The organism is Frigoribacterium sp. PhB118 (assembly GCF_003751725.1).
GTDB lineage: Bacteria > Actinomycetota > Actinomycetes > Actinomycetales > Microbacteriaceae > Frigoribacterium.
Map to the genome: position 1 here is coordinate 564,693 of NZ_RKID01000001.1, position 17,956 is coordinate 582,648.

16 protein-coding genes and 1 pseudogene are annotated in these 17,956 nt (G+C 71.4%); 2 read left to right on the forward strand and 15 right to left on the reverse strand.

The genetic code is table 11. The annotated features are described in order from the left end of the window. Positions 1 to 113: 113 nt before the first annotated feature. From era to hrcA, 8 genes are all read right to left on the reverse strand, one after another. The gene (gene era, locus EDF21_RS02550) at positions 114 to 1,052 is read right to left on the reverse strand and encodes a GTPase Era (protein ID WP_056045670.1); all 939 of its coding nucleotides are present in this window, start codon (positions 1,050 to 1,052) and stop codon (positions 114 to 116) included. Positions 1,053 to 1,113: 61 nt separating this feature from the next. Then, positions 1,114 to 2,412: a hemolysin family protein gene (locus EDF21_RS02555; protein ID WP_052505052.1), complete on the reverse strand. Its 1,299-nt coding sequence runs from the start codon at positions 2,410 to 2,412 to the stop codon at positions 1,114 to 1,116. A gap of 7 nt (positions 2,413 to 2,419) precedes the next feature. Further along, the gene (gene ybeY, locus EDF21_RS02560; protein ID WP_056045671.1) at positions 2,420 to 2,881 is read right to left on the reverse strand and encodes an rRNA maturation RNase YbeY; all 462 of its coding nucleotides are present in this window, start codon (positions 2,879 to 2,881) and stop codon (positions 2,420 to 2,422) included. Then, positions 2,878 to 3,870 carry a PhoH family protein gene (locus EDF21_RS02565; RefSeq protein ID WP_216844210.1) on the reverse strand — a complete coding sequence of 331 codons (993 nt, stop codon included), beginning with the start codon at positions 3,868 to 3,870 and terminating at the stop codon, positions 2,878 to 2,880. The genes ybeY and EDF21_RS02565 overlap by 4 nt, the downstream gene beginning before the upstream one ends. 82 nt (positions 3,871 to 3,952) lie before the next feature. Next, the gene (locus EDF21_RS02570; protein ID WP_056047543.1) at positions 3,953 to 4,330 is read right to left on the reverse strand and encodes a histidine triad nucleotide-binding protein; all 378 of its coding nucleotides are present in this window, start codon (positions 4,328 to 4,330) and stop codon (positions 3,953 to 3,955) included. 50 nt (positions 4,331 to 4,380) lie between these two features. After that, complete coding sequence (locus EDF21_RS02575; protein ID WP_123570183.1) at positions 4,381 to 5,124, reverse strand: 16S rRNA (uracil(1498)-N(3))-methyltransferase; 744 nt, start codon at positions 5,122 to 5,124, stop codon at positions 4,381 to 4,383. Positions 5,125 to 5,126: 2 nt separating this feature from the next. Continuing rightward, complete coding sequence (gene dnaJ / locus EDF21_RS02580) at positions 5,127 to 6,236, reverse strand: molecular chaperone DnaJ (protein WP_123570184.1); 1,110 nt, start codon at positions 6,234 to 6,236, stop codon at positions 5,127 to 5,129. Positions 6,237 to 6,345: 109 nt separating this feature from the next. Next, on the reverse strand, positions 6,346 to 7,368 hold the full coding sequence (hrcA, locus tag EDF21_RS02585) for a heat-inducible transcriptional repressor HrcA (RefSeq protein WP_056045687.1): 1,023 nt from the start codon (positions 7,366 to 7,368) through the stop codon (positions 6,346 to 6,348). 180 nt (positions 7,369 to 7,548) lie between these two features. On the opposite strand from hrcA, the gene EDF21_RS16970 reads away from it, so the two are divergent. Further along, on the forward strand, positions 7,549 to 8,052 hold the full coding sequence (locus tag EDF21_RS16970) for a DUF4870 domain-containing protein (RefSeq protein WP_233568332.1): 504 nt from the start codon (positions 7,549 to 7,551) through the stop codon (positions 8,050 to 8,052). A gap of 120 nt (positions 8,053 to 8,172) precedes the next feature. Here the strand turns inward: EDF21_RS16970 and hemW are convergent, their stop codons facing one another. The 5 genes from hemW to EDF21_RS02615 all read right to left on the reverse strand — a co-directional run bounded on the left by hemW (position 8,173) and on the right by EDF21_RS02615 (position 13,986). After that, the gene (gene hemW / locus EDF21_RS02595) at positions 8,173 to 9,399 is read right to left on the reverse strand and encodes a radical SAM family heme chaperone HemW (protein WP_123570185.1); all 1,227 of its coding nucleotides are present in this window, start codon (positions 9,397 to 9,399) and stop codon (positions 8,173 to 8,175) included. A 2-nt stretch (positions 9,400 to 9,401) separates the two neighbouring features. After that, positions 9,402 to 10,175 carry a DUF1990 family protein gene (locus EDF21_RS02600; RefSeq protein ID WP_199736190.1) on the reverse strand — a complete coding sequence of 258 codons (774 nt, stop codon included), beginning with the start codon at positions 10,173 to 10,175 and terminating at the stop codon, positions 9,402 to 9,404. Between the two features lie 5 nt (positions 10,176 to 10,180). Continuing rightward, positions 10,181 to 12,031, reverse strand: a complete 1,851-nt coding sequence (lepA, locus tag EDF21_RS02605; RefSeq protein ID WP_123570186.1) for a translation elongation factor 4 — start codon at positions 12,029 to 12,031, stop codon at positions 10,181 to 10,183. 440 nt (positions 12,032 to 12,471) lie between these two features. Next, the gene (locus EDF21_RS02610; protein ID WP_123570187.1) at positions 12,472 to 12,780 is read right to left on the reverse strand and encodes a DUF4190 domain-containing protein; all 309 of its coding nucleotides are present in this window, start codon (positions 12,778 to 12,780) and stop codon (positions 12,472 to 12,474) included. Positions 12,781 to 12,834: 54 nt separating this feature from the next. Continuing rightward, positions 12,835 to 13,986, reverse strand: a complete 1,152-nt coding sequence (locus EDF21_RS02615) for a pyridoxal phosphate-dependent aminotransferase (protein WP_056045696.1) — start codon at positions 13,984 to 13,986, stop codon at positions 12,835 to 12,837. 243 nt (positions 13,987 to 14,229) lie between these two features. Between EDF21_RS02615 and rpsT the strand changes: the two genes are divergently transcribed. Next, the gene (gene rpsT, locus EDF21_RS02620) at positions 14,230 to 14,490 is read left to right on the forward strand and encodes a 30S ribosomal protein S20 (RefSeq protein ID WP_043596189.1); all 261 of its coding nucleotides are present in this window, start codon (positions 14,230 to 14,232) and stop codon (positions 14,488 to 14,490) included. Between the two features lie 117 nt (positions 14,491 to 14,607). On the opposite strand, the gene holA is transcribed toward rpsT, so the two are convergent. Both holA and EDF21_RS16980 read right to left on the reverse strand, forming a co-directional pair. Further along, a complete protein-coding gene (gene holA / locus EDF21_RS16975) occupies positions 14,608 to 15,642 on the reverse strand; it encodes a DNA polymerase III subunit delta (protein ID WP_056047549.1) in 1,035 nt (344 codons plus the stop codon). Between the two features lie 651 nt (positions 15,643 to 16,293). Continuing rightward, positions 16,294 to 17,736 (reverse strand): annotated as a pseudogene (locus tag EDF21_RS16980) (ComEC/Rec2 family competence protein); the annotation flags it as partial. Positions 17,737 to 17,956 lie beyond the last annotated feature (220 nt).

The following is a 17,956-nucleotide window of genomic DNA, read 5'->3' on the forward strand; positions in this document are numbered from 1 at the left end:
GGCCCGTCCGGGGCGGCCGCCGTGCGCGAACGACCTCGGGACCACCACGATCATCCGCAGGGACGAGGACGACCCTCCTGCCCGGGACGGGGCCGGACGACCGGGAGGGGGCGTCAGAACCCCAGTCGACCGAGCTGCTTCGGGTCGCGCTGCCAGTCCTTGGCGACCTTCACCCGGATCGAGAGGAACACCTGCTTGCCGACGAGCGGCTCGATCTGCGCGCGGGCACGTTCGCCCACCTCGCGCAGGCGCTGACCGCCCTTGCCGATGACGATGGCCTTCTGGCTGTCGCGCTCGACGAAGAGGTTGGCGTAGATCTCGAGGAGGTCCTTGTCGTCACGCTCGACCATGTCGTCGATGGTCACCGCGAGCGAGTGCGGCAGCTCGTCCTGCACGCCCTCGAGCGCGGCCTCGCGGACGTACTCGGCCACCCGGTCGGTCAGGCCTTCTTCGGTGACCGCATCGGACGGGTAGAGGGGCTGTGACAGCGGCATGAGCTTGATCAGCTCGGCCGTGAGGACGTCGAGCTGCACGTCGCTGACCGCGGACAGCGGGATGATGGCCTCCCAGTCGCGCAGACGGCTGACCGCGAGCAACTGCTCGGCGACGGCCGGCCGCGACGTGGCGTCGGTCTTGGTGACGATCGCGACCTTCTTGGCCCGCGGGTACTGGTCGAGCTGCTCGTTGATGAACCGGTCCCCCGGCCCGAGCTTCTCGTCGGCCGGCACGCAGAACCCGATCACGTCGACGTCGCCGAGGGTGGTCTGGACGATGTCGTTGAGCCTCTCGCCGAGCAGCGTGCGCGGACGGTGCATGCCCGGGGTGTCGACCAGGACGAGCTGGCCGGTCGCCTGGTGCACGATGCCGCGGATCGCTCGTCGAGTCGTCTGCGGCTTCGACGAGGTGATGGCCACCTTCTGCCCCACGAGGGCGTTGGTCAGCGTCGACTTGCCGACGTTGGGCCGCCCGACGAACGAGACGAACCCCGCGCGGTAGGTCGACCCCCGAGGAGGCGCGGCCGAGGGGGTGAGGTCGTCTCCGGTGGTCGACATGGGGGCCTTTCGTGAACGTGCGGGAACGGGTGGGAGGTGGAGGGTCGCGACGACCGGACGCTCAGTCGTCGCGAGCGGCGTCGGCGAACGCGGCCTGGGCGTCCGCGAGGTCGGGATCGCGCTCGACGAGCACGGTCTGCAGGTCGTGCCGACGCCCCTCGGTGCGGTCGGCCGTGAGGACGAGGCCCGACACGCGGACGACCGAGCCCTGCTCGGGCAGGCGTCCCAGGACCTTGGTGAGCAGCCCTCCCACCGAGTCCACGTCGTCGTCGTCGAGTTCGAGGCCGAAGAGATCGCCGAGCTCGTCGACGGGGAGACGGGCACTCACCCGGAAGACCCCCGCGGAGACCTCGCGTTGCGGGGCGACCTCGCGGTCGTACTCGTCGCTGATGTCGCCGACGAGTTCTTCGATGAGGTCCTCGAGCGTGACGAGGCCGGCGATGCCGCCGTACTCGTCCACGACCATCGCGAGATGGTTCTTGTCGAGCTGCATCTGCCGGAGGGCGTCGTCGGCCTTCTTGGACTCGGGCACGAAGACGGCCGGGCGGGCGAGCGTCGTCACCGGGGCCGAGTCGTCGCCGCTGTGCTCGTGCAACCGCCGGGCGAGGTCGCGCAGGTAGACGATCCCGACGACGTCGTCGGAGTCGCGACCGACGACCGGGACCCGCGACACGCCCCGACCGAGGAAGAGGCTCATCGCCGAACCGACCGACGCGGTGGCGTCGAGGGTGACCATGTCGGTGCGGGGCACCATCACCTCACGGACCACCGTGTCGCTGAACTCGAAGATCGAGTGGATGAGCTCGCGGTCGTCCTCCTCGAGGACGTCGAGCTCGGTGGCTTCGTCGACCATGCTGAGCAACTGCTCTTCGGAGGAGAACGACGCGCTGCGCGGACGTCCGGGGGTCACCCGGTTGCCGACCGCCACCAGGGCGTCGGCCAGGGGCCCGAGCACGACCCGGACGAACCGCACGAGACCCGAGGTCAGACGCACGAGGCCGCGGGCGTGGGCCCGGCCGACGCTGCGCGGGCTGGAGCCCACGAGGACGAACGACACGACCGTCATGATGAGAGCCGAGAGCAGCAGGGCCAGCCACCACGGCTCGACCGAGAAGGCGAACGACAGCGACACGAGGACGGCCGCCGACGTCTCGGCGAGGATGCGCACGAAGTTGACGGCGTTGACGTGCGCCCCGACGTCGGCGGCGATGGCGGTCAACGCCGTCGCGTGACGCGGATCGTCGTCCGCCTCGTCGAGGAGGTCCTGGCGGCTGAGGACGCCGAGTGCGGAGTCGGCGGCGGCCAGGAGGCCGCCGAAGACCACCAGGAAGACCGCCACGACGACGAAGACCGTGACCATCACGGCGTCACCGACTCGTGTCGGACGCGGCGAAGGCCGCGAGGATCTCGCGCTGCAGACCGAACATCTCACGCTCGTCGTCGGGTTCGGCGTGGTCGAAACCGAGGAGGTGCAGGATGCCGTGACAGGTGAGGAGCAGCATCTCGTCGAGCGGGCTGTGCCCGGCCGTGGCGGCCTGGGCCACGGCCACCTGCGGACACACGACGATGTCGCCGAGCAGGCCGGCCGGCGTGGGTTCGTCTTCGGTGCCGGGGCGCAGTTCGTCCATCGGGAAGCTCAGCACGTCGGTCGGACCGGGTTCGTCCATCCACTGGACGTGGAGCTGCTCCATCGCCGCCTCGTCGACGAACACGATCGCGAGTTCGGCCTCGGGGTGCACGTGCATCTGGTCGAGCGCGAAGGTGGCCAGACGTTGGATCGTGGCCTCGTCGACCTCGACGGCGGATTCGTTGGCGACCTCGATGCTCACCGGGTTCCCTTCTTCGGCAGGCGGTCGCGAGCGTCGGCCTGCTGGTCCGCCGCCTCGAGACGGCGGTGCTGCTGGGCCTGACGCTCGGCGTCGTAGGTCGTGTACGCGTCGACGATGCGGCCCACGAGCGTGTGCCGCACCACGTCGTCGCTGGTGAGACGGGCGAAGTGGATGTCGTCGATGTCGTCGAGCACCGTCGTGACGAGCTGGAGGCCGCTGGCACCGGTGGGCAGGTCGACCTGGGTGACGTCGCCCGTCACGACCATGCGCGAGCCGAATCCGAGACGGGTGAGGAACATCTTCATCTGCTCGGGCGTGGTGTTCTGCGCCTCGTCGAGCACGACGAACGCGTCGTTGAGGGTGCGACCGCGCATGTACGCGAGAGGGGCGACCTCGACGGTGCCGGCCGCGAGCAGCTTGGGCACGATCTCGGGGTCCATCATCTCGTTCAGGGCGTCGTAGAGCGGCCGGAGGTACGGATCGATCTTGTCGGTCAGCGTGCCGGGCAGGAAGCCCAACCGCTCGCCGGCCTCGACCGCGGGGCGCGTCAGGATGATGCGCTGGACCTCGCGGCGCTGCAACGCCTGGACGGCCTTGGCCATCGCCAAGTAGGTCTTGCCGGTGCCGGCCGGGCCGATGCCGAAGGTGATGGTGTGCTGGTCGATCGCGTCGACGTAGTCCTTCTGGCCCCGAGTCTTCGCCCGGACCCCCTTGCCGCGGCTGGTGACGATCGGCTGCCCGAAGACCTCGGACGGGCTGCCCTGCCCCGAGTCGAGCAGACGGGCCGACGTCGCGACCTCGGCCGGGCCGAGGTCGTGACCGCCGCGGACCATCGAGACGAGCTCGTCGACGAGGCCCTCGGCCCTGCCGACGGCCGACGAGGGCCCCTCGAGGGTGACCTCGTTGCCGCGGACGAGCACGCGCACGTCGGGGTACTGCTTCTCGACCGCACGCAGCAGGCGGTCTTGCGGGCCCAGGAGCTGGACCATGGCGACGCCGTCGACGGTCACGTCGACACGACGGACGTCGTCACCCGTCGTCGGTGTCGAGGGGCCGGTGGCGTTCGTGTCGCTAGTGGGCAAGGGTGCCTTCCTCCAGGGGTCCACCGAGCACATGGGCGTGCACGTGGAACACGGTCTGCCCGGCGGATGCGCCGGTGTTGAAGATCAAACGGAACTCGGACCCGGAGTGTTCCCCGAACGCTGCCGGGTCGGCCGCGAGCCGGGAGGCGGTCGCCACCAGTTCGGCGAGCAACGCCGGGTCGCCCGCGGCGAGTTCGACGACGTCGCGGTACGCCTGGGTCTTGGGCACCACGAGCAGGTGGACGGGTGCCCGGGGCGCGATGTCGCGGAAGGCGATGACCGCGTCGCTCTCGAAGACGATGTCGGCGGGGATCTCGCGCGCGACGATGCGGCTGAAGACGGTGGGCTCGTCGGAGGTCTCGGACATGCTGCCCATCGTAGCGACGACCGCCGACACGGCCCCGGGGGGCGTCGAGGTCACCAGCGACCGAGTCGCGCGCTCAGCACGGACAGCGCGGCGGGCCCGGCCGTGGAGGTCCGCAGGACGGCGTCCCCGAGGCGCACGGCGCGGGCACCCGCCTCGGCGAGCTGGTGCAGCTCGGCGGGCGACACCCCGCCCTCGGGACCGACGACCACGACGACGCGGCCGGGCACCGCGCCTCCTGCGGTCAGGTCGACCGCCGTGAGCGCCTGCTCGGCCGACGGCTCGAGCACGAGGACGAGATCGCGGGAGGCGCGCTCGGCCAGCTGCCGCGTCGTCGCGAGCCCCGAGACCTCGGGCGACCAGGGACGGATCGACTGCTTGGTCGCCTCGCGCACGATCGACGACCAGCGGGTGAGGCCCTTGGCGACCTTGGGGCCCTCCCAGCGGGAGATGCTGCGCGCCGCGGCCCACGGGACGATCTCGTCGACGCCGAGCTCGGTCGCGGCCTGCACGGCGAGTTCGTCGCGGTCGCCCTTGGCCAGCGCCTGGGCGAGGACCAGCCGCGTCGTCGGCGGTTCGTGCCGGACGACCCGGGTCGCGAGCAGCACCAGCCGCTCGGGGGCCGCCTCGGACACCTCGCCCTGGACCACCAGCCCCCGTCCGTTGCCGAGGGTCAGCGGCTCGCCCACCCGCACCCGGCTGACCGTGACCGCGTGTCGGGCCTCGGAACCGGTCAGCTCGACGCTCGAGCCGACCTCGGCGGCGGCCAGGTCGTCGACCAGGTAGAAGTGCGCCACGATCAGAAGTTCAGGAAGCGGTCGCGCAACTTGCCGAAGAGACCCTGCTGGAAGTGCGACAGCTCGGGCGCCGGGGAGCGGCGACCCGAGGCGAACTTCTCGATCAGCTCGCGCTCCTTGTGGCTGAGCTTGGTCGGGGTGACCACCTGGACGCCGATCTTGAGGTCGCCGCGACCCGTCCCGCGCAGCCTGGTGATGCCGCGGTCCTTCACGGTGAGGATGTCGGCACTCTGGGTGCCGGGCTTGATCTCGACCTCGATCTCGCCGTCGAGCCCGGTGAGCGTCGTCGACGTGCCGAGGATGGCGTCGGCCATCTGCACCTCGAGCGTGGCCAGCAGGTCGTCGCCGTTGCGGCTGTAGGTGTCGTGGTGACGCACCTTGACCTCGAGGTACAGGTCGCCGTTCGGGCCACCGGCCTGGCCGACCTCGCCCTGACCGGGCAGCTGGAGCCGGAGTCCGGTGTCGACGCCCGCGGGGATGTCGATGGGGATCGAACGTCGGGCCCGGACGCGACCCTGGCCCTGGCACGTGGGGCAGGGATTGGGGATGACGGTGCCGTAACCACGGCAGGTCCCGCACGGGCTCGACGTCATGACGTTGCCGAGCAGCGAGCGCACGGTGCGCTGGATCTGTCCGGAGCCCCCGCAGATGTCGCAGGTCTGGGGCGAGGTGCCGGGTGCGCAGCACGAGCCGCTGCACGTGTCGCAGAGGACGGCCGTGTCGACCTCGATGTCGCGCTGCGTGCCGAAGACGATGTCCTCGAGGTCGACCTCGAGGCGCAGGAGCGCGTCCTGCCCGCGTTCCCGCCGGGACCGCGGACCCTGACGCTGGCCCTGGCCACCGCCGCCGAAGAACGCGTCGAAGATGTCGCCGAAGCCGGCGGCCCCGCCACCGCCACCGAAGCCGGGCTGGGGGCCGAGGTCGTAGCGTTCGCGCTGCTGCGGGTCGCTGAGCACGTCGTAGGCGTGCGTGACGTCCTTGAACCGTTCGGACGCGTCGGGGCTGGGATTGACGTCGGGGTGAAGCTCGCGGGCGAGCTTGCGGTACGCCTTCTTGATCTCTTCCGGGGTCGCCTGACGGTCGACTCCGAGGACGTCGTAATGATCTGCCACTGGTTCTCGTCTGCCTCTGGTGTGGTGTGGTGGTCTTCCCGGCGGGGCCGGGCCCGGCGGACCGGGACGGGGATGGGGGTCGTGGGACGGCCGGGGCCGTGGTGGTCGGCTACCGCTCGGTGAGCAGCGACGACAGGTACCGCGCGACGGCACGGACCGCCGCCATGTTGGTCGAGTAGTCCATGCGCATGGGCCCGAGCACGCCGAGCCTCGCGATCTCGCTGCCCTGCGTGGAGTACCCGCTGGCCAGCACGGACGCCTGGGACAACCCGAACGACGCGTTCTCGCGGCCGATGCTCGCGGCCACGTCGACGGCGTCGAGTTGCATCTCGCCGAAGAGCCGCAAGAGGGCCACCTGCTCTTCGATCGCCTCGAGCACGGGGAAGAGGTCGCCGCTGAAGTCGTCGCCCGTGCGCACCAGGTTCGCCGCACCGGCCATGACGAGGCGGTCCTGACGTCCGGCGGCGATCTGCTCGGTAAGACTCGCGACGACCACGCCGACGACCGCCGCGAGGTCGGGACGGAACCGCGCCGGCAGGTCGGTGAGGGCGGTGGAGGCCTCACCCAGGGGCCGACCGCCGACCGCGGCGTTGATGGCGGCCCGCAACTCGGACAGGAAGGACTCGTCGACGGCGGTGCGGATGTCGACGACCCGCTGCTCGACCTGGCCGCTGTCGGTGATCAGCACCGTCATGACGCGACCGTCGCCCAGGCTGACCAGCTCGACGTGACGCACGCGGGCCCGGGAGAAGGTGGGGTACTGCACCAGGGCCACCTGGTTGGTGAGTTGCGACAGGAGCCGGACCGTCCGACCGAGCACCTCGTCGAGGTCGGTGGAGTCGCCCAGGAACGTCTCGATGGCCTGACGCTGGGCCGCGCTGAGCGGGCGCAGGTCGGCGAGCTGGTTGACGAAGAGCCGGTAGCCCTTGTCGGTCGGCACGCGTCCCGACGAGGTGTGCGGTGCCGCGATGAGCTCTTCTTCTTCGAGCAGCGCCATGTCGTTGCGGATGGTCGCCGCCGAGACGCCGAACTGGTGTCGCTCGACGATGGACTTCGACCCGACCGGCTCACGGGACGCGACGTAGTCGTGCACGATGACGCGAAGCACTTCGAGACCGCGTTCGGAGACCATGACGCACCTCTCTTCGCTCGACGTCCCCCGGGTCGTCCGCACGCCGGGCGACCGGGCCTGGCACTCGACGTGCCGGACTGCCAATCGTACGACACCTCCGTCGCGAGGCCTACTCGGGCCGCACCCGGCTGCCCTAGGGTGGCGGGGACATCCGCAGGACACTCACGAACAGGTGCAGCCATGACCGAGAACCCTCCCGCCCAGCCGAACGGCCCGCAGAACGGCCAGCCCGGCCAGAACGGCCAGCCCGGCCAGCCGTACGGGCAGGGTCTGCCCGGCCAGGGTCAGCCCGGCCAGGGCCAGCAGTCCGGCCCCGGCTTCGGCCAGCAGCCCGGCTACCAGCCGCAGCCCGTCCAGCCGATGCGCCCCGAGGACGAGAAGCTCTGGTCGACGCTCATCCACCTCGGCGGGATCCTCTTCGCGTTCGTCCCCGCCCTCGTCGGCTACCTCGTGTTGAAGGACCGCGGCCCGTTCATCCGGGAGCACACCAGGACCGCGCTGAACTTCCAGATCACGATGGCCATCGTCTACGTGATCTCGGCGATCCTGTCGATCATCGTCATCGGAGGGGTGCTCGCCCTCGTCGCCGGCATCCTCGTGATCATCTTCTCGATCATCGCCGCCGTCGCGGCCAACAAGGGCGAGTGGTACAAGTACCCGCTGACCATCGAGTTCGTCAAGTAGACGGTCGACCGGCCCGGACGGGCACGACGCGAGGCGCGACTCCCCCCGGGAGCCGCGCCTCCTGCGTTCCGGGCCCGCGCCTCCTGGTCGCCACCGCGGCGATCAGGACGATCGGGACGCTCAGTCGGGCAGCAGACGCCGCACGACGGCGTCGGCCATGAGCCGCCCCTCGCGCGTGAGCACGACACGACCCCGCGGGGCCGCACGCCCCTCGACCCAGCCGTCGGCGATGAGGCCACCGACGGCCCGGCGTCCGTCGTCGTCGAGCTCGGAGGTGGGCAGCCCCTCGCGGATGCGCACCCCGAGCAGGACGCGCTCGACCCGACGGGTCTCGTCGTCGAGGGTCTCGCGCCCGGCGGCCGGCGACTCGCCCGCGGCCATGCGCTGCTGGTAGGCGGCGGGGTGCTTGACGTTCCACCAGCGGACGCCACCGACGTGACTGTGCGCGCCCGGGCCGACGCCCCACCAGTCGTGGCCCTGCCAGTACGCCAGGTTGTGGCGGGAACGGTGCTCGACGCCACGCGACCAGTTGCTGACCTCGTACCAGTCGTAGCCCGCGCCGGCGAGCCGGTCGTCCGCGATCTCGTACATGTCGGCCGCGGTGTCGTCGTCGGGCATCGGGACCTCGCCCCGCTTGATCTGGCGGGCGAGCTTCGTGCCGTCCTCGACGATCAGCGAGTACGCGGAGAGGTGGTCGGGCTCCTGCTCGAGGGCGACGTCGAGCGAACGCCTCCAGTCGTCGAGGGTCTCGCCGGGTGTGCCGTAGATGAGGTCGAGGCTGACGTCGAGCCCCGCGTCACGGGCCCAGCGCACCACGAACGGGATGCGCTCGGGGTCGTGCGTGCGCTCCAGGGTGGCGAGAACGCTCGGGACGGCCGACTGCATGCCGAAGCTGACGCGCGTGAAGCCGGCGTCGGCGAGCTGCTGCAGGTACGCGGCGTCGACCGAGTCGGGGTTCGCCTCGGTCGTCACCTCGGCGCCGGGCTCGAGACCCCAGGTGTCGACCATCGCGTGGAGCATCGACGTGAGGTCGCTCGACGGCAGCATCGTCGGGGTGCCCCCGCCGAAGAACACCGAGGAGGCGCGGCGCGGCGGGAGCCCCGCCTCGCGCAGCACCCGGCCCCCGAGCTCGATCTCGGTGACGGCCTGCCCGGCGTAGTCGTCGCGACGAGCGCCTCGCAGCTCGTCGCCCGTGTAGGTGTTGAAGTCGCAGTACCCGCAGCGCACGCGGCAGAACGGGACGTGCAGGTAGACCCCGAAGTTGCGGTCGTCCGCGCCGACGGCGACGGTCTCGGGCAGGCGTCCGTCGACGGGGGCGGGATCGCCGAGGGGAAGGGCTCCGGGCACCGTCAGGCGCCGGTTCCCGCGGCGTCGCCGCGCGGGCCGGTCGGGGGGCGCTCGTCACCGCGGGGGTCGCCGACGCCGGCCTCGGTGTCTTCGACGACGACGACCTCGTCGGTCTGCTCGCCCTTCTCGTTGAGGCTCAGTGCCCTCAGGTACCGCTTCGTGTACTGCGCCTGCGTGCGTCGCAGGAACGGTGCCACGAGGCGCCACTTCGCGCTCGACGGCTTCGAGAACGACCGGATGGAGAGCCACACCGAACCGTCGTCGGTCTGGTCGACGATCCAGGACTCCTCGCCGCTCTCGGGGTGGCCGTCGAGGGTTCCGTACGCGAAACCCTTGCGCTTCGGTTCGTCGATCACGTAGACGACGCGCACCGGGGCCTCGACCGTGCGCCCGTAGGCCTCGATGCTCAGCGTGGCCGTCGTGCCCGCCGTGAGGAAGGGCGTGCCGTCGGGCGAGTAGCGCGACTCGTCACGCGCGGTCGCCCATTCGGCGGCGTCGACCGGTTGCCCGTGCTCGTCGAACTGGACGGGCGTGTACTCGCTCTCGTCGGCCGGCGGCACGGTGTCGACCCGGACGCGGATGCCGCTGCGCTCCTGAATCTGCCAGGTCATGGTGGCGATCCAGGCCGCGGCGAAGCGGGCGTCGCCGTGGCCGACGCGGGCCCGGTACTCGGCCGGCTTGAACCCCTTCGGCGGGTACTGCATGAGGTCGGGGGCCTGCGTCGCCCCGACCTCGCCGTAGGTCGTGCGGGTCTCGGTGTGGGTGGCTCGACGCATGGACCCTACTTCTTGTCTTTCTTCTCGACGTCGCCGCTGAGGGCGGCGATGAAGGCCTCTTGGGGCACGTCGACCCGACCGATGGTCTTCATGCGCTTCTTGCCCTCCTTCTGCTTCTCGAGGAGTTTGCGCTTGCGCGAGATGTCGCCGCCGTAGCACTTGGCCAGGACGTCCTTGCGCATGGCCCGGATGCTCTCGCGGGCGATGATCCGGGCACCGATGGCGGCCTGGATGGGCACCTCGAACTGCTGCCTCGGGATGAGTTCGCGCAGCCGGCCCGTCATGAGCACCCCGTAGGCGTAGGCCTTGTCGCGGTGCACGATCGCGCTGAAGGCGTCGACCTGCTCACCCTGCAACAGGATGTCGACCTTGACCAGGTCGGCCTCTTGATCGCCGATGGGCTCGTAGTCGAGGCTGGCGTAGCCCGCCGTCTTCGACTTGAGGCTGTCGAAGAAGTCGAACACGATCTCGCCGAGGGGCATCGCGTAACGGATCTCGACCCGGTCCTCGCCGAGGTACTCCATGCCCAGCAGGGTGCCGCGGCGCTGCTGGCAGAGCTCCATGATCACGCCGACGTAGTCCTTGGGCGCGAGGATGCCCGCCTTGACCATGGGCTCGCTGACGCTCGCGATCTTGCCGCCCGGGAACTCGCTCGGGTTGGTGACCGTGACGGTCTTCTTGTCTTCGGTGGTGACCTCGTAGATGACGCTCGGGGCCGTCGTGATGAGGTCGAGGCCGAACTCGCGGTCGAGTCGTTCGGTGACGATCTCGAGGTGGAGCAGGCCGAGGAACCCACAGCGGAAGCCGAAGCCGAGGGCCACCGAGGTCTCGGGCTCGTAGACCAGCGCGGCGTCGGACAGCTTGAGCTTGTCGAGGGCCTCGCGGAGGAGGGGGTAGTCGCTGCCGTCGATCGGGTAGAGCCCCGAGAACACCATCGGCAGCGGTTCGGTGTACCCGCTGAGGGCCTCGGTCGCGGGCTTGGCCGACGTAGTGACGGTGTCGCCCACCTTCGACAGGCGGACGTCCTTCACGCCGGTGATGAGGTAGCCGACCTCGCCGACCGACAGCCCCTGGCTCGGGACGGGCTCGGGTGACGAGACGCCGATCTCGAGGATGTCGTGGGTCGACTTCGTCGACATCATCTGCACCTTCTCGCGAGGGTGCAGGGTGCCGTCGATCATGCGGATGTACGTCACCACGCCGCGGTAGCTGTCGTAGACCGAGTCGAAGATCATCGCGCGGGGCGGTGCGTCCTTGACGCCGACGGGAGAGGGAACGCGGTCGACGACACGGTCGAGGAGCTCTTCGACGCCCATTCCGGTCTTGCCGCTGACCCGCAGCACGTCGGCGGGGTCGCCGCCGATCAGGCCCGCCAGCTCGGCGGCGTACTTGTCGGGGTCGGCCGCCGGGAGGTCGATCTTGTTGAGCACCGGGATGATCTCGAGGTCGTTCTCGAGCGCCAGGTAGAGGTTCGCCAGGGTCTGCGCCTCGATGCCCTGGGCCGCGTCGACCAGCAGGATCGCCCCCTCGCACGCGGCCAGCGAGCGGGAGACCTCGTAGCTGAAGTCCACGTGGCCGGGGGTGTCGATCATGTTGAGCGCGAAGGTCTCGCCGTTGCGCTCCCACGGCATGCGCACCGCCTGGCTCTTGATCGTGATGCCGCGCTCGCGCTCGATGTCCATGCGGTCGAGGTACTGGGCACGCATCGCACGCGACTCGACCACGCCGGTGATGCCGAGCATGCGGTCGGCGAGGGTCGACTTGCCGTGGTCGATGTGCGCGATGATGCAGAAGTTGCGGAGGGACTCGGGCTCGGTCGACGCCGGCTCGAGTGCGCGGGTTGCTTGGGGACTCACACGATCCTCTGGGGGTGGTGGGCGGGGGTACCGCACGATTCTCCCACGCCGGGGCGACGGATCGGGCGTCGGCCCGCGCAGGGCCGCCCGTCGGCAACTCCTGCCCGGTGTCGCGACCGGCACCGCGCCTCCCCCGGTCGACGGCTCGTGCCGTGAGGGCAGGCAGGAGTTGCCGACACCGTGGCCGCACCGGATGCCGTGCGCGCGGGGCGCCCTGGGACAGGCACGCGGTGGGCCGGTCGGCGGGTGGGTCAGAGGGGGCGCGAGCCAGAGGGGCGGTGTGGGCAACTCCTGGCCGGTGCCGCTCGGGCGGTCGGACTCCGCGGTCGTCGCGACGGGCGTGCGACGGCAGGCAGGAGTTGCCGACGCAGGAGGCGCGTGCCGGACCGCGGGACGGGCCCGCCGGGCGGGCCCGCCGGGCGGGACTGCCGGGCCGAGGGTCATGCCGCGGTGTCGGGAAGGAGCGCGAGGACGCCGGCGCCCCCGACGACGGCGAGGCCGATCGCCAGGGCGATCAGCGTGCCCACGAGCATGACGGCGGACGAGACGATGCCGACGAGCGCCATGGTGCGATCCTCGGGCTCACGGCGGCGGGACAGGATGCCGAGGACGAGGCCGGCGATCGGGACGACGAAGGTGAAGCCGAAGCCGATCGAGGCGAGGCCGAGGACGAGGCTCCAGACGGCGAGGGGCGAACGGACGCCGGTGCTGGAGGCGGAGAAGGTCGTGTGTACGGGTTGGTTCGTCATGCTCCGAGCCTAGGAAGCCCCTCGCGTCGACCCCAGGGGGCTGACCCCCGGATCTCAGCGGGGGTCGCCCGGCGCCGGCAGTTTGCCGAGCCCCCGGGTGATCACCTCGGGTGACGACGCGAGGCAGACGCGGATCCACCCCTCGCCGCTCCGGCCGAACGCACTGCCCGGCGCGACCGCGACGCGCTCCGACAGCAGGAACCTCTCGGCCCACGCCGCCACGTCGCCCTGCGACGCGTGGCTGACGTCGATCCAGAGGTAGAAGGCGCCGGTGGGCTCGAGGTACCGGATGCCGCGCTCGTCGAGCAGAGTCGTGGCGAGGTCCAGGTTGCTCCGATAGTGCTCGCGGGCGTCGGCCACGGGCTGGTGGTCCCCCACGACGGCGGCGAGGGCGGCGCACTGGTCGGGCTCGGCGACGCAGCTGATGGCCGCCTCCTGGACCGTGCGCATCGTCTCCGCGAGGCCCTTGGGCGTCACGAGGTAGCCGACCCGCACGCCCGTCATGGCATAGGTCTTGCTCATCGAGAAGACGCTGAACACCCGGTCGTCGCCGTCGAGCGACGCCAGGCTGACGTGCTTCGGCCCGTAGGTGAAGTACTCGTAGACCTCGTCGCTGATGACCCAGAGGTCGTGCCGGCGGGCGAAGTCCAGCAGGCGCCGCAGCGTCTCCTCCGGATAGACGACGCCGAGCGGGTTCGACGGGCTGTTGACGATGAGGGCGCGGGTGCGGTCGCCGACGAGGTTCTCGAGTTCGTCGAGGTCGGGGTGGAAGCCGAGCTCGGGGGCCAACGTGTAGGGCACGGGCACGGCGTCGAGCATGTGGGCGTTCATCGTGAACGTCGTGTAGCCGGGGTCCGGCACCAGCACCTCGTCGCCGGCCGCGAGCAGCAGTCCCATCGTCTGGTGCAGGGCCTGCGTCCCCCCGACGGTGACCCAGACCTGCTCGAGGTCCACGTGCACGTCGTTCTCCCGGGCGAGTTTGTCCACGAGCGCCTCGCGCAGGGCCGGGATGCCGCCGTTAGGCGTGTAGTCGGTGCGGTCGTCGGCCCAGGCGCGGCGTGCGGCGTCGGCGATGTGGCGGGCGACGGGCACGTCGGGTTCACCCACCACGAGCATGTCGACGCCGTCGAGCTGCGCCGCGAGCTCGTAGACCCGACGGATTCCGGAAGCGGGCACGGTGGTCATGTGGGGTGCGAGCTGAGGCATGATGGCACGGTACCCCGCACGACACGGCACGCCGACCGGTCGACGTTCGTTGAGAGTCGGGCTCGCTGCTGGTAACGTTGCCTGTTGGCTTGCGCGTTACGTCTGCAGTGGCGGAACGCGATCGCAGCCGAGAGCCGCTCCGGTGGCCATCACCGGCGGCAGCACCGGGTCGACCGATTCACGTCGGTCGGACGCTCGGCTGGCGCACATCGTCCGATACTCAGAATCCAGAAAGTAGTTCACGTGGCAAACATCAAGTCGCAGATCAAGCGCATCGGCACCAACAAGAAGGCCCAGGACCGCAACCGCGCAGTCAAGAGCGAGCTCAAGACCGCCGTCCGCGCCACCCGCGAGGCCATCGCCGCCGGCGACAAGGACAAGGCCACCTCGGCTCTGCTCCTCGCGTCGAAGAAGCTCGACAAGGCCGCCAGCAAGGGCGTCATCCACCAGAACCAGGCCGCGAACCGCAAGTCGTCCATCGCGAAGCAGGTCGGCGCCCTCTAGGCTCCCCTCCCCCGAGCCCCCGGGCTCGACGACGAAGGCCCCGTCTCGATCGAGACGGGGCCTTCGTCGTCCCCAATCGCCCGCAGGACAGGCGACCGGACGGTCAGGAGGCGCGACTCACGACAGCAGCGAACCGCGCGTCGAGATCATGGTCACCATCCGCTCGAGCGCGTACACCGGATCGCGCTCGGCGCCCTTGACGGCCGCGTCGGTCTCGGCGAGCAGCTCGATGCACCGGCCCAGCCCGTCCTCGGTCCAGCCCCGGAGGTCTCGTTGTGCCCGTTCGACCTGCCACGGGGCGAGTCCGAAGCGCGAGGCGAGTTGACCCGAGCCGCCGTAGGAGCCCTGCACCTTGGCCATGGTGCGGATCTTCATCGCGAACGCCGCCACCACGGGCACGGGATCGGCCCCGGTCGACAACGCGTGGCGGAGCAGGACCAGAGCCTCGCCCTGCTGACCTGCGATGGCCGCGTCGGCCACCTTGAAGGCGTTGGTCTCGACCCGACCCGAGTAGTACTTCTCGACCGTGGCCTCGGTGATCTCGGCCGCGGCGTCGCTGATCAGCTGCTGGCACGCGCTGGCGAGCTCGGCCAGGTCGTCGTTGAAGGCCGTCACGAGCGCCCGGAGGGCCCCCTGCGAGATGCGACGCCGTTCGGCGGCGAACTCGGCGGCCGCGAACTCGAGCTTCTCGGTGTCTTTCTTGAGCTCGGCGCAGACGACCTCGAGCCCGCCGCCGGTGCCGCCCCGGACGGCGTCGAGCAGCTTCTTGCCGCGGACCCCGCCTCCGTGGCGCAACACGAGGGTCGTGTCGTCGGCGGGCGTGTCGAGGTAGCGCAGCGTCTCGGTGAGGAAGGCGTCGGTGCACTTCTCGACGTTCGAGACGCGGATGAGACGTGGCTCGGCGAAGAGCGACGGGCTCGCCAGCGTCACGAGCTCGCCGGGCTGGTAATGGTCGGCCTCGAGATCGTGCACCTCGAGGCTGGGGTCTTCGGCGACGAGCTGGTCGCGCAGCTGGCGCGAGGCACGGTCGGCGAGGAACTGCTCGGGCCCGCTCACGAGCACCACGGCCGCGGGGCGGATCTTGTCCCACCCGACCTGGTCGATCGCGACCGAGGCCTTCTTCGCCGTCTTGCCACTCGCTCGCGCTGCCATGCTGCCTCTCGGACGTCGTCCCACGGACGCGGGGCCCGCCGCGCCTCCTCCGATGCTAGAGGACGCCACCGACGTGTCGGACGCGCGATCTCGACCCGCGGACCCCGCGTGCTCCCGCCAGATCCGCAGGCCGACGTCGCCGCCGTCACGGCCGACGGGCGTGACGGCGGCCTGACCCGCCTCGTCGCTGCGGACCACGACTCCCCCGCCGTCCCGGACCAGGTCGAGCGCGACGTCGGTCGGGTGCCCGTAGGAGTTGTCGGCCCCCACGCCCACCAGGCCGACGCGGGCCGACACCCGCTCGTACAACTCGGCGTGCTGGTCCGCCGACCCGTGGTGCGAGACCTTCAGGACGTCGACCCGCCCGAGCCCCTCGTCGCCGTCGGGTGACGAGGCCAGACGGCGTTGGGCGGTCTCACCGAGATCGCCGAGGGCCAGCAGGGAGAGGCAGCCGACCCGGCAGGACCCGCCAGGGTCGAGGCGCACCACGAGGCTGGCGTCGTTGCCCGCCGGGGTCGCGGTGGGCGGCCAGAGGAGCCGCCACGTGTGGTCGCCGAGGCGTCCCCGGGTGCCGACCCGCGCCTCCTGGACCTCGGCGCCACCGCCGCGCAGGGCGGTCACGACCTCGGCGTCGTCCGAGCGCCCCACGGGCCCGACGAGGGCCGTGCCGACCCGGCCGACGACCGAGCCGATCGCCCCGACGTGGTCACGGTCGAAGTGGGTGAGCACGAGCAGGTCGACGTGGCGCACGCCGAACGTCGAGAGGCAGCGGTCGACGGCGGCCTCGTCGTCACCCACGTCGATCAGGGCGACGGCCCGCGCGCTCCGGACGAGCACGGCGTCGCCCTGCCCGACGTCGCACTGGGCGACGACCCAGTCGTCGGGAACGGAGGCGCGGGTCACCACGGTGCGCCCGCCCACCACCCCGACGGTGGCCACCAGCACGCCCACCAGCAGCGTCGTCGCCACGGCCCGCAGGCGGCCGCGGGCCCGGGCCACCACGGCGACCACGACGAGGGCCGTCACGCCGACCAGGGAGGCGACGCCGAGCGCCGAGGCGTCCCACCCGAGTCGCGTGCCCGGCCAGGTCGACGCCGACCGGGCGACGGCCGCGACCCAGGACGACGGCAGCCACGAGGCCCACGCGACGGCCGCGGCGGTCGCGGACGCCCAGGGCGCGAGCACGCAGACGACGAGCCCACCCACGGTCGCCACCGGAGCCGCCGGGCCGGCCAGCACGTTCGCGGCGACGCCGTGCAGGGCGATGCTCGGTTCGAGGGCGAGCAGCACGGGCTGGCAGGCGAGCTGCGCGGCCGTGGGGACGGCGAGGGCCGCCGCCACGGGTTCGGGCACGAGGCGCGCCAGCAGGGCGGTCAGCGGCCCTCCGAGCACGACGAGCCCCGACGTCGCGAGGACCGACAGGACGAAGGCGAGGTCGCGGGCCAACCACGGGTCCGCGAACAGCAGCCCGGCGACCGCCAGCGCGATCACGGGCACACCGGCGATCGGCCGTGCCACGGCGAGGTGCACGAGGACGAGCACCGCCATGACGGTGGCCCGGACAATGCTCGGCTCGGGCGTGACGAGCACGACGAACGCCACCAACACGACGACGGCCATCGCGAGTCGCAGCAACCGCGGGACCCTCAGCACCGACCCGACGAGCACCACGAATGCGACCAGCACGGCGCAGTTCGAGCCCGACACGGCCGTCAGGTGGCTGAGCGACGCCTGCGTCATGTCGTCGTCGAGGTCGTCGGGCACCCCCGACGTGTCGCCGATCGCGAGCCCGGGCAGCAGGGCCCCGCCGTCACCCGGCAGGTCTGCGGCCACGGCACGGAAGGCCGAGCGGAGCCCGTTCGACCAGGCCGACGTCCGCCCGGGCTCGGCGCGGACGCCGAGCGGCTCGACCGCCCGCCCCTCGAACGCGACCGACTCGCCGTACCTCACCGGGCCCAGGACGAGCCGGGCCGACACCCGGGCCCCGATCTCGGCCGACCGGCGACCGTCGAGGCGCGCCCCGAACACCCGCACCGGGACGCGGTCCCCGAGGGCCACGGTCCCCGCGCCGACGTCGAGTCGGTCGACCGACATCGTCAGGACGTCGGACCGCGCCTCGACCCGGTCGAGCAGGCGCCCCTCGACGGTGACCGCGTGCCCCACCGACGTCGTGAGCCCCGACGGGTGACGGCGGTCGTCGCGCACCGCCGCCTGGCCCGTGAGCCCGGCACACGCCCCGGCACTCAGGGCCACCACCAGCAGGACCTGCCCGGCGGCGAGGGCGCCCACCCGCGCCACGAGCACGAGCCCGACC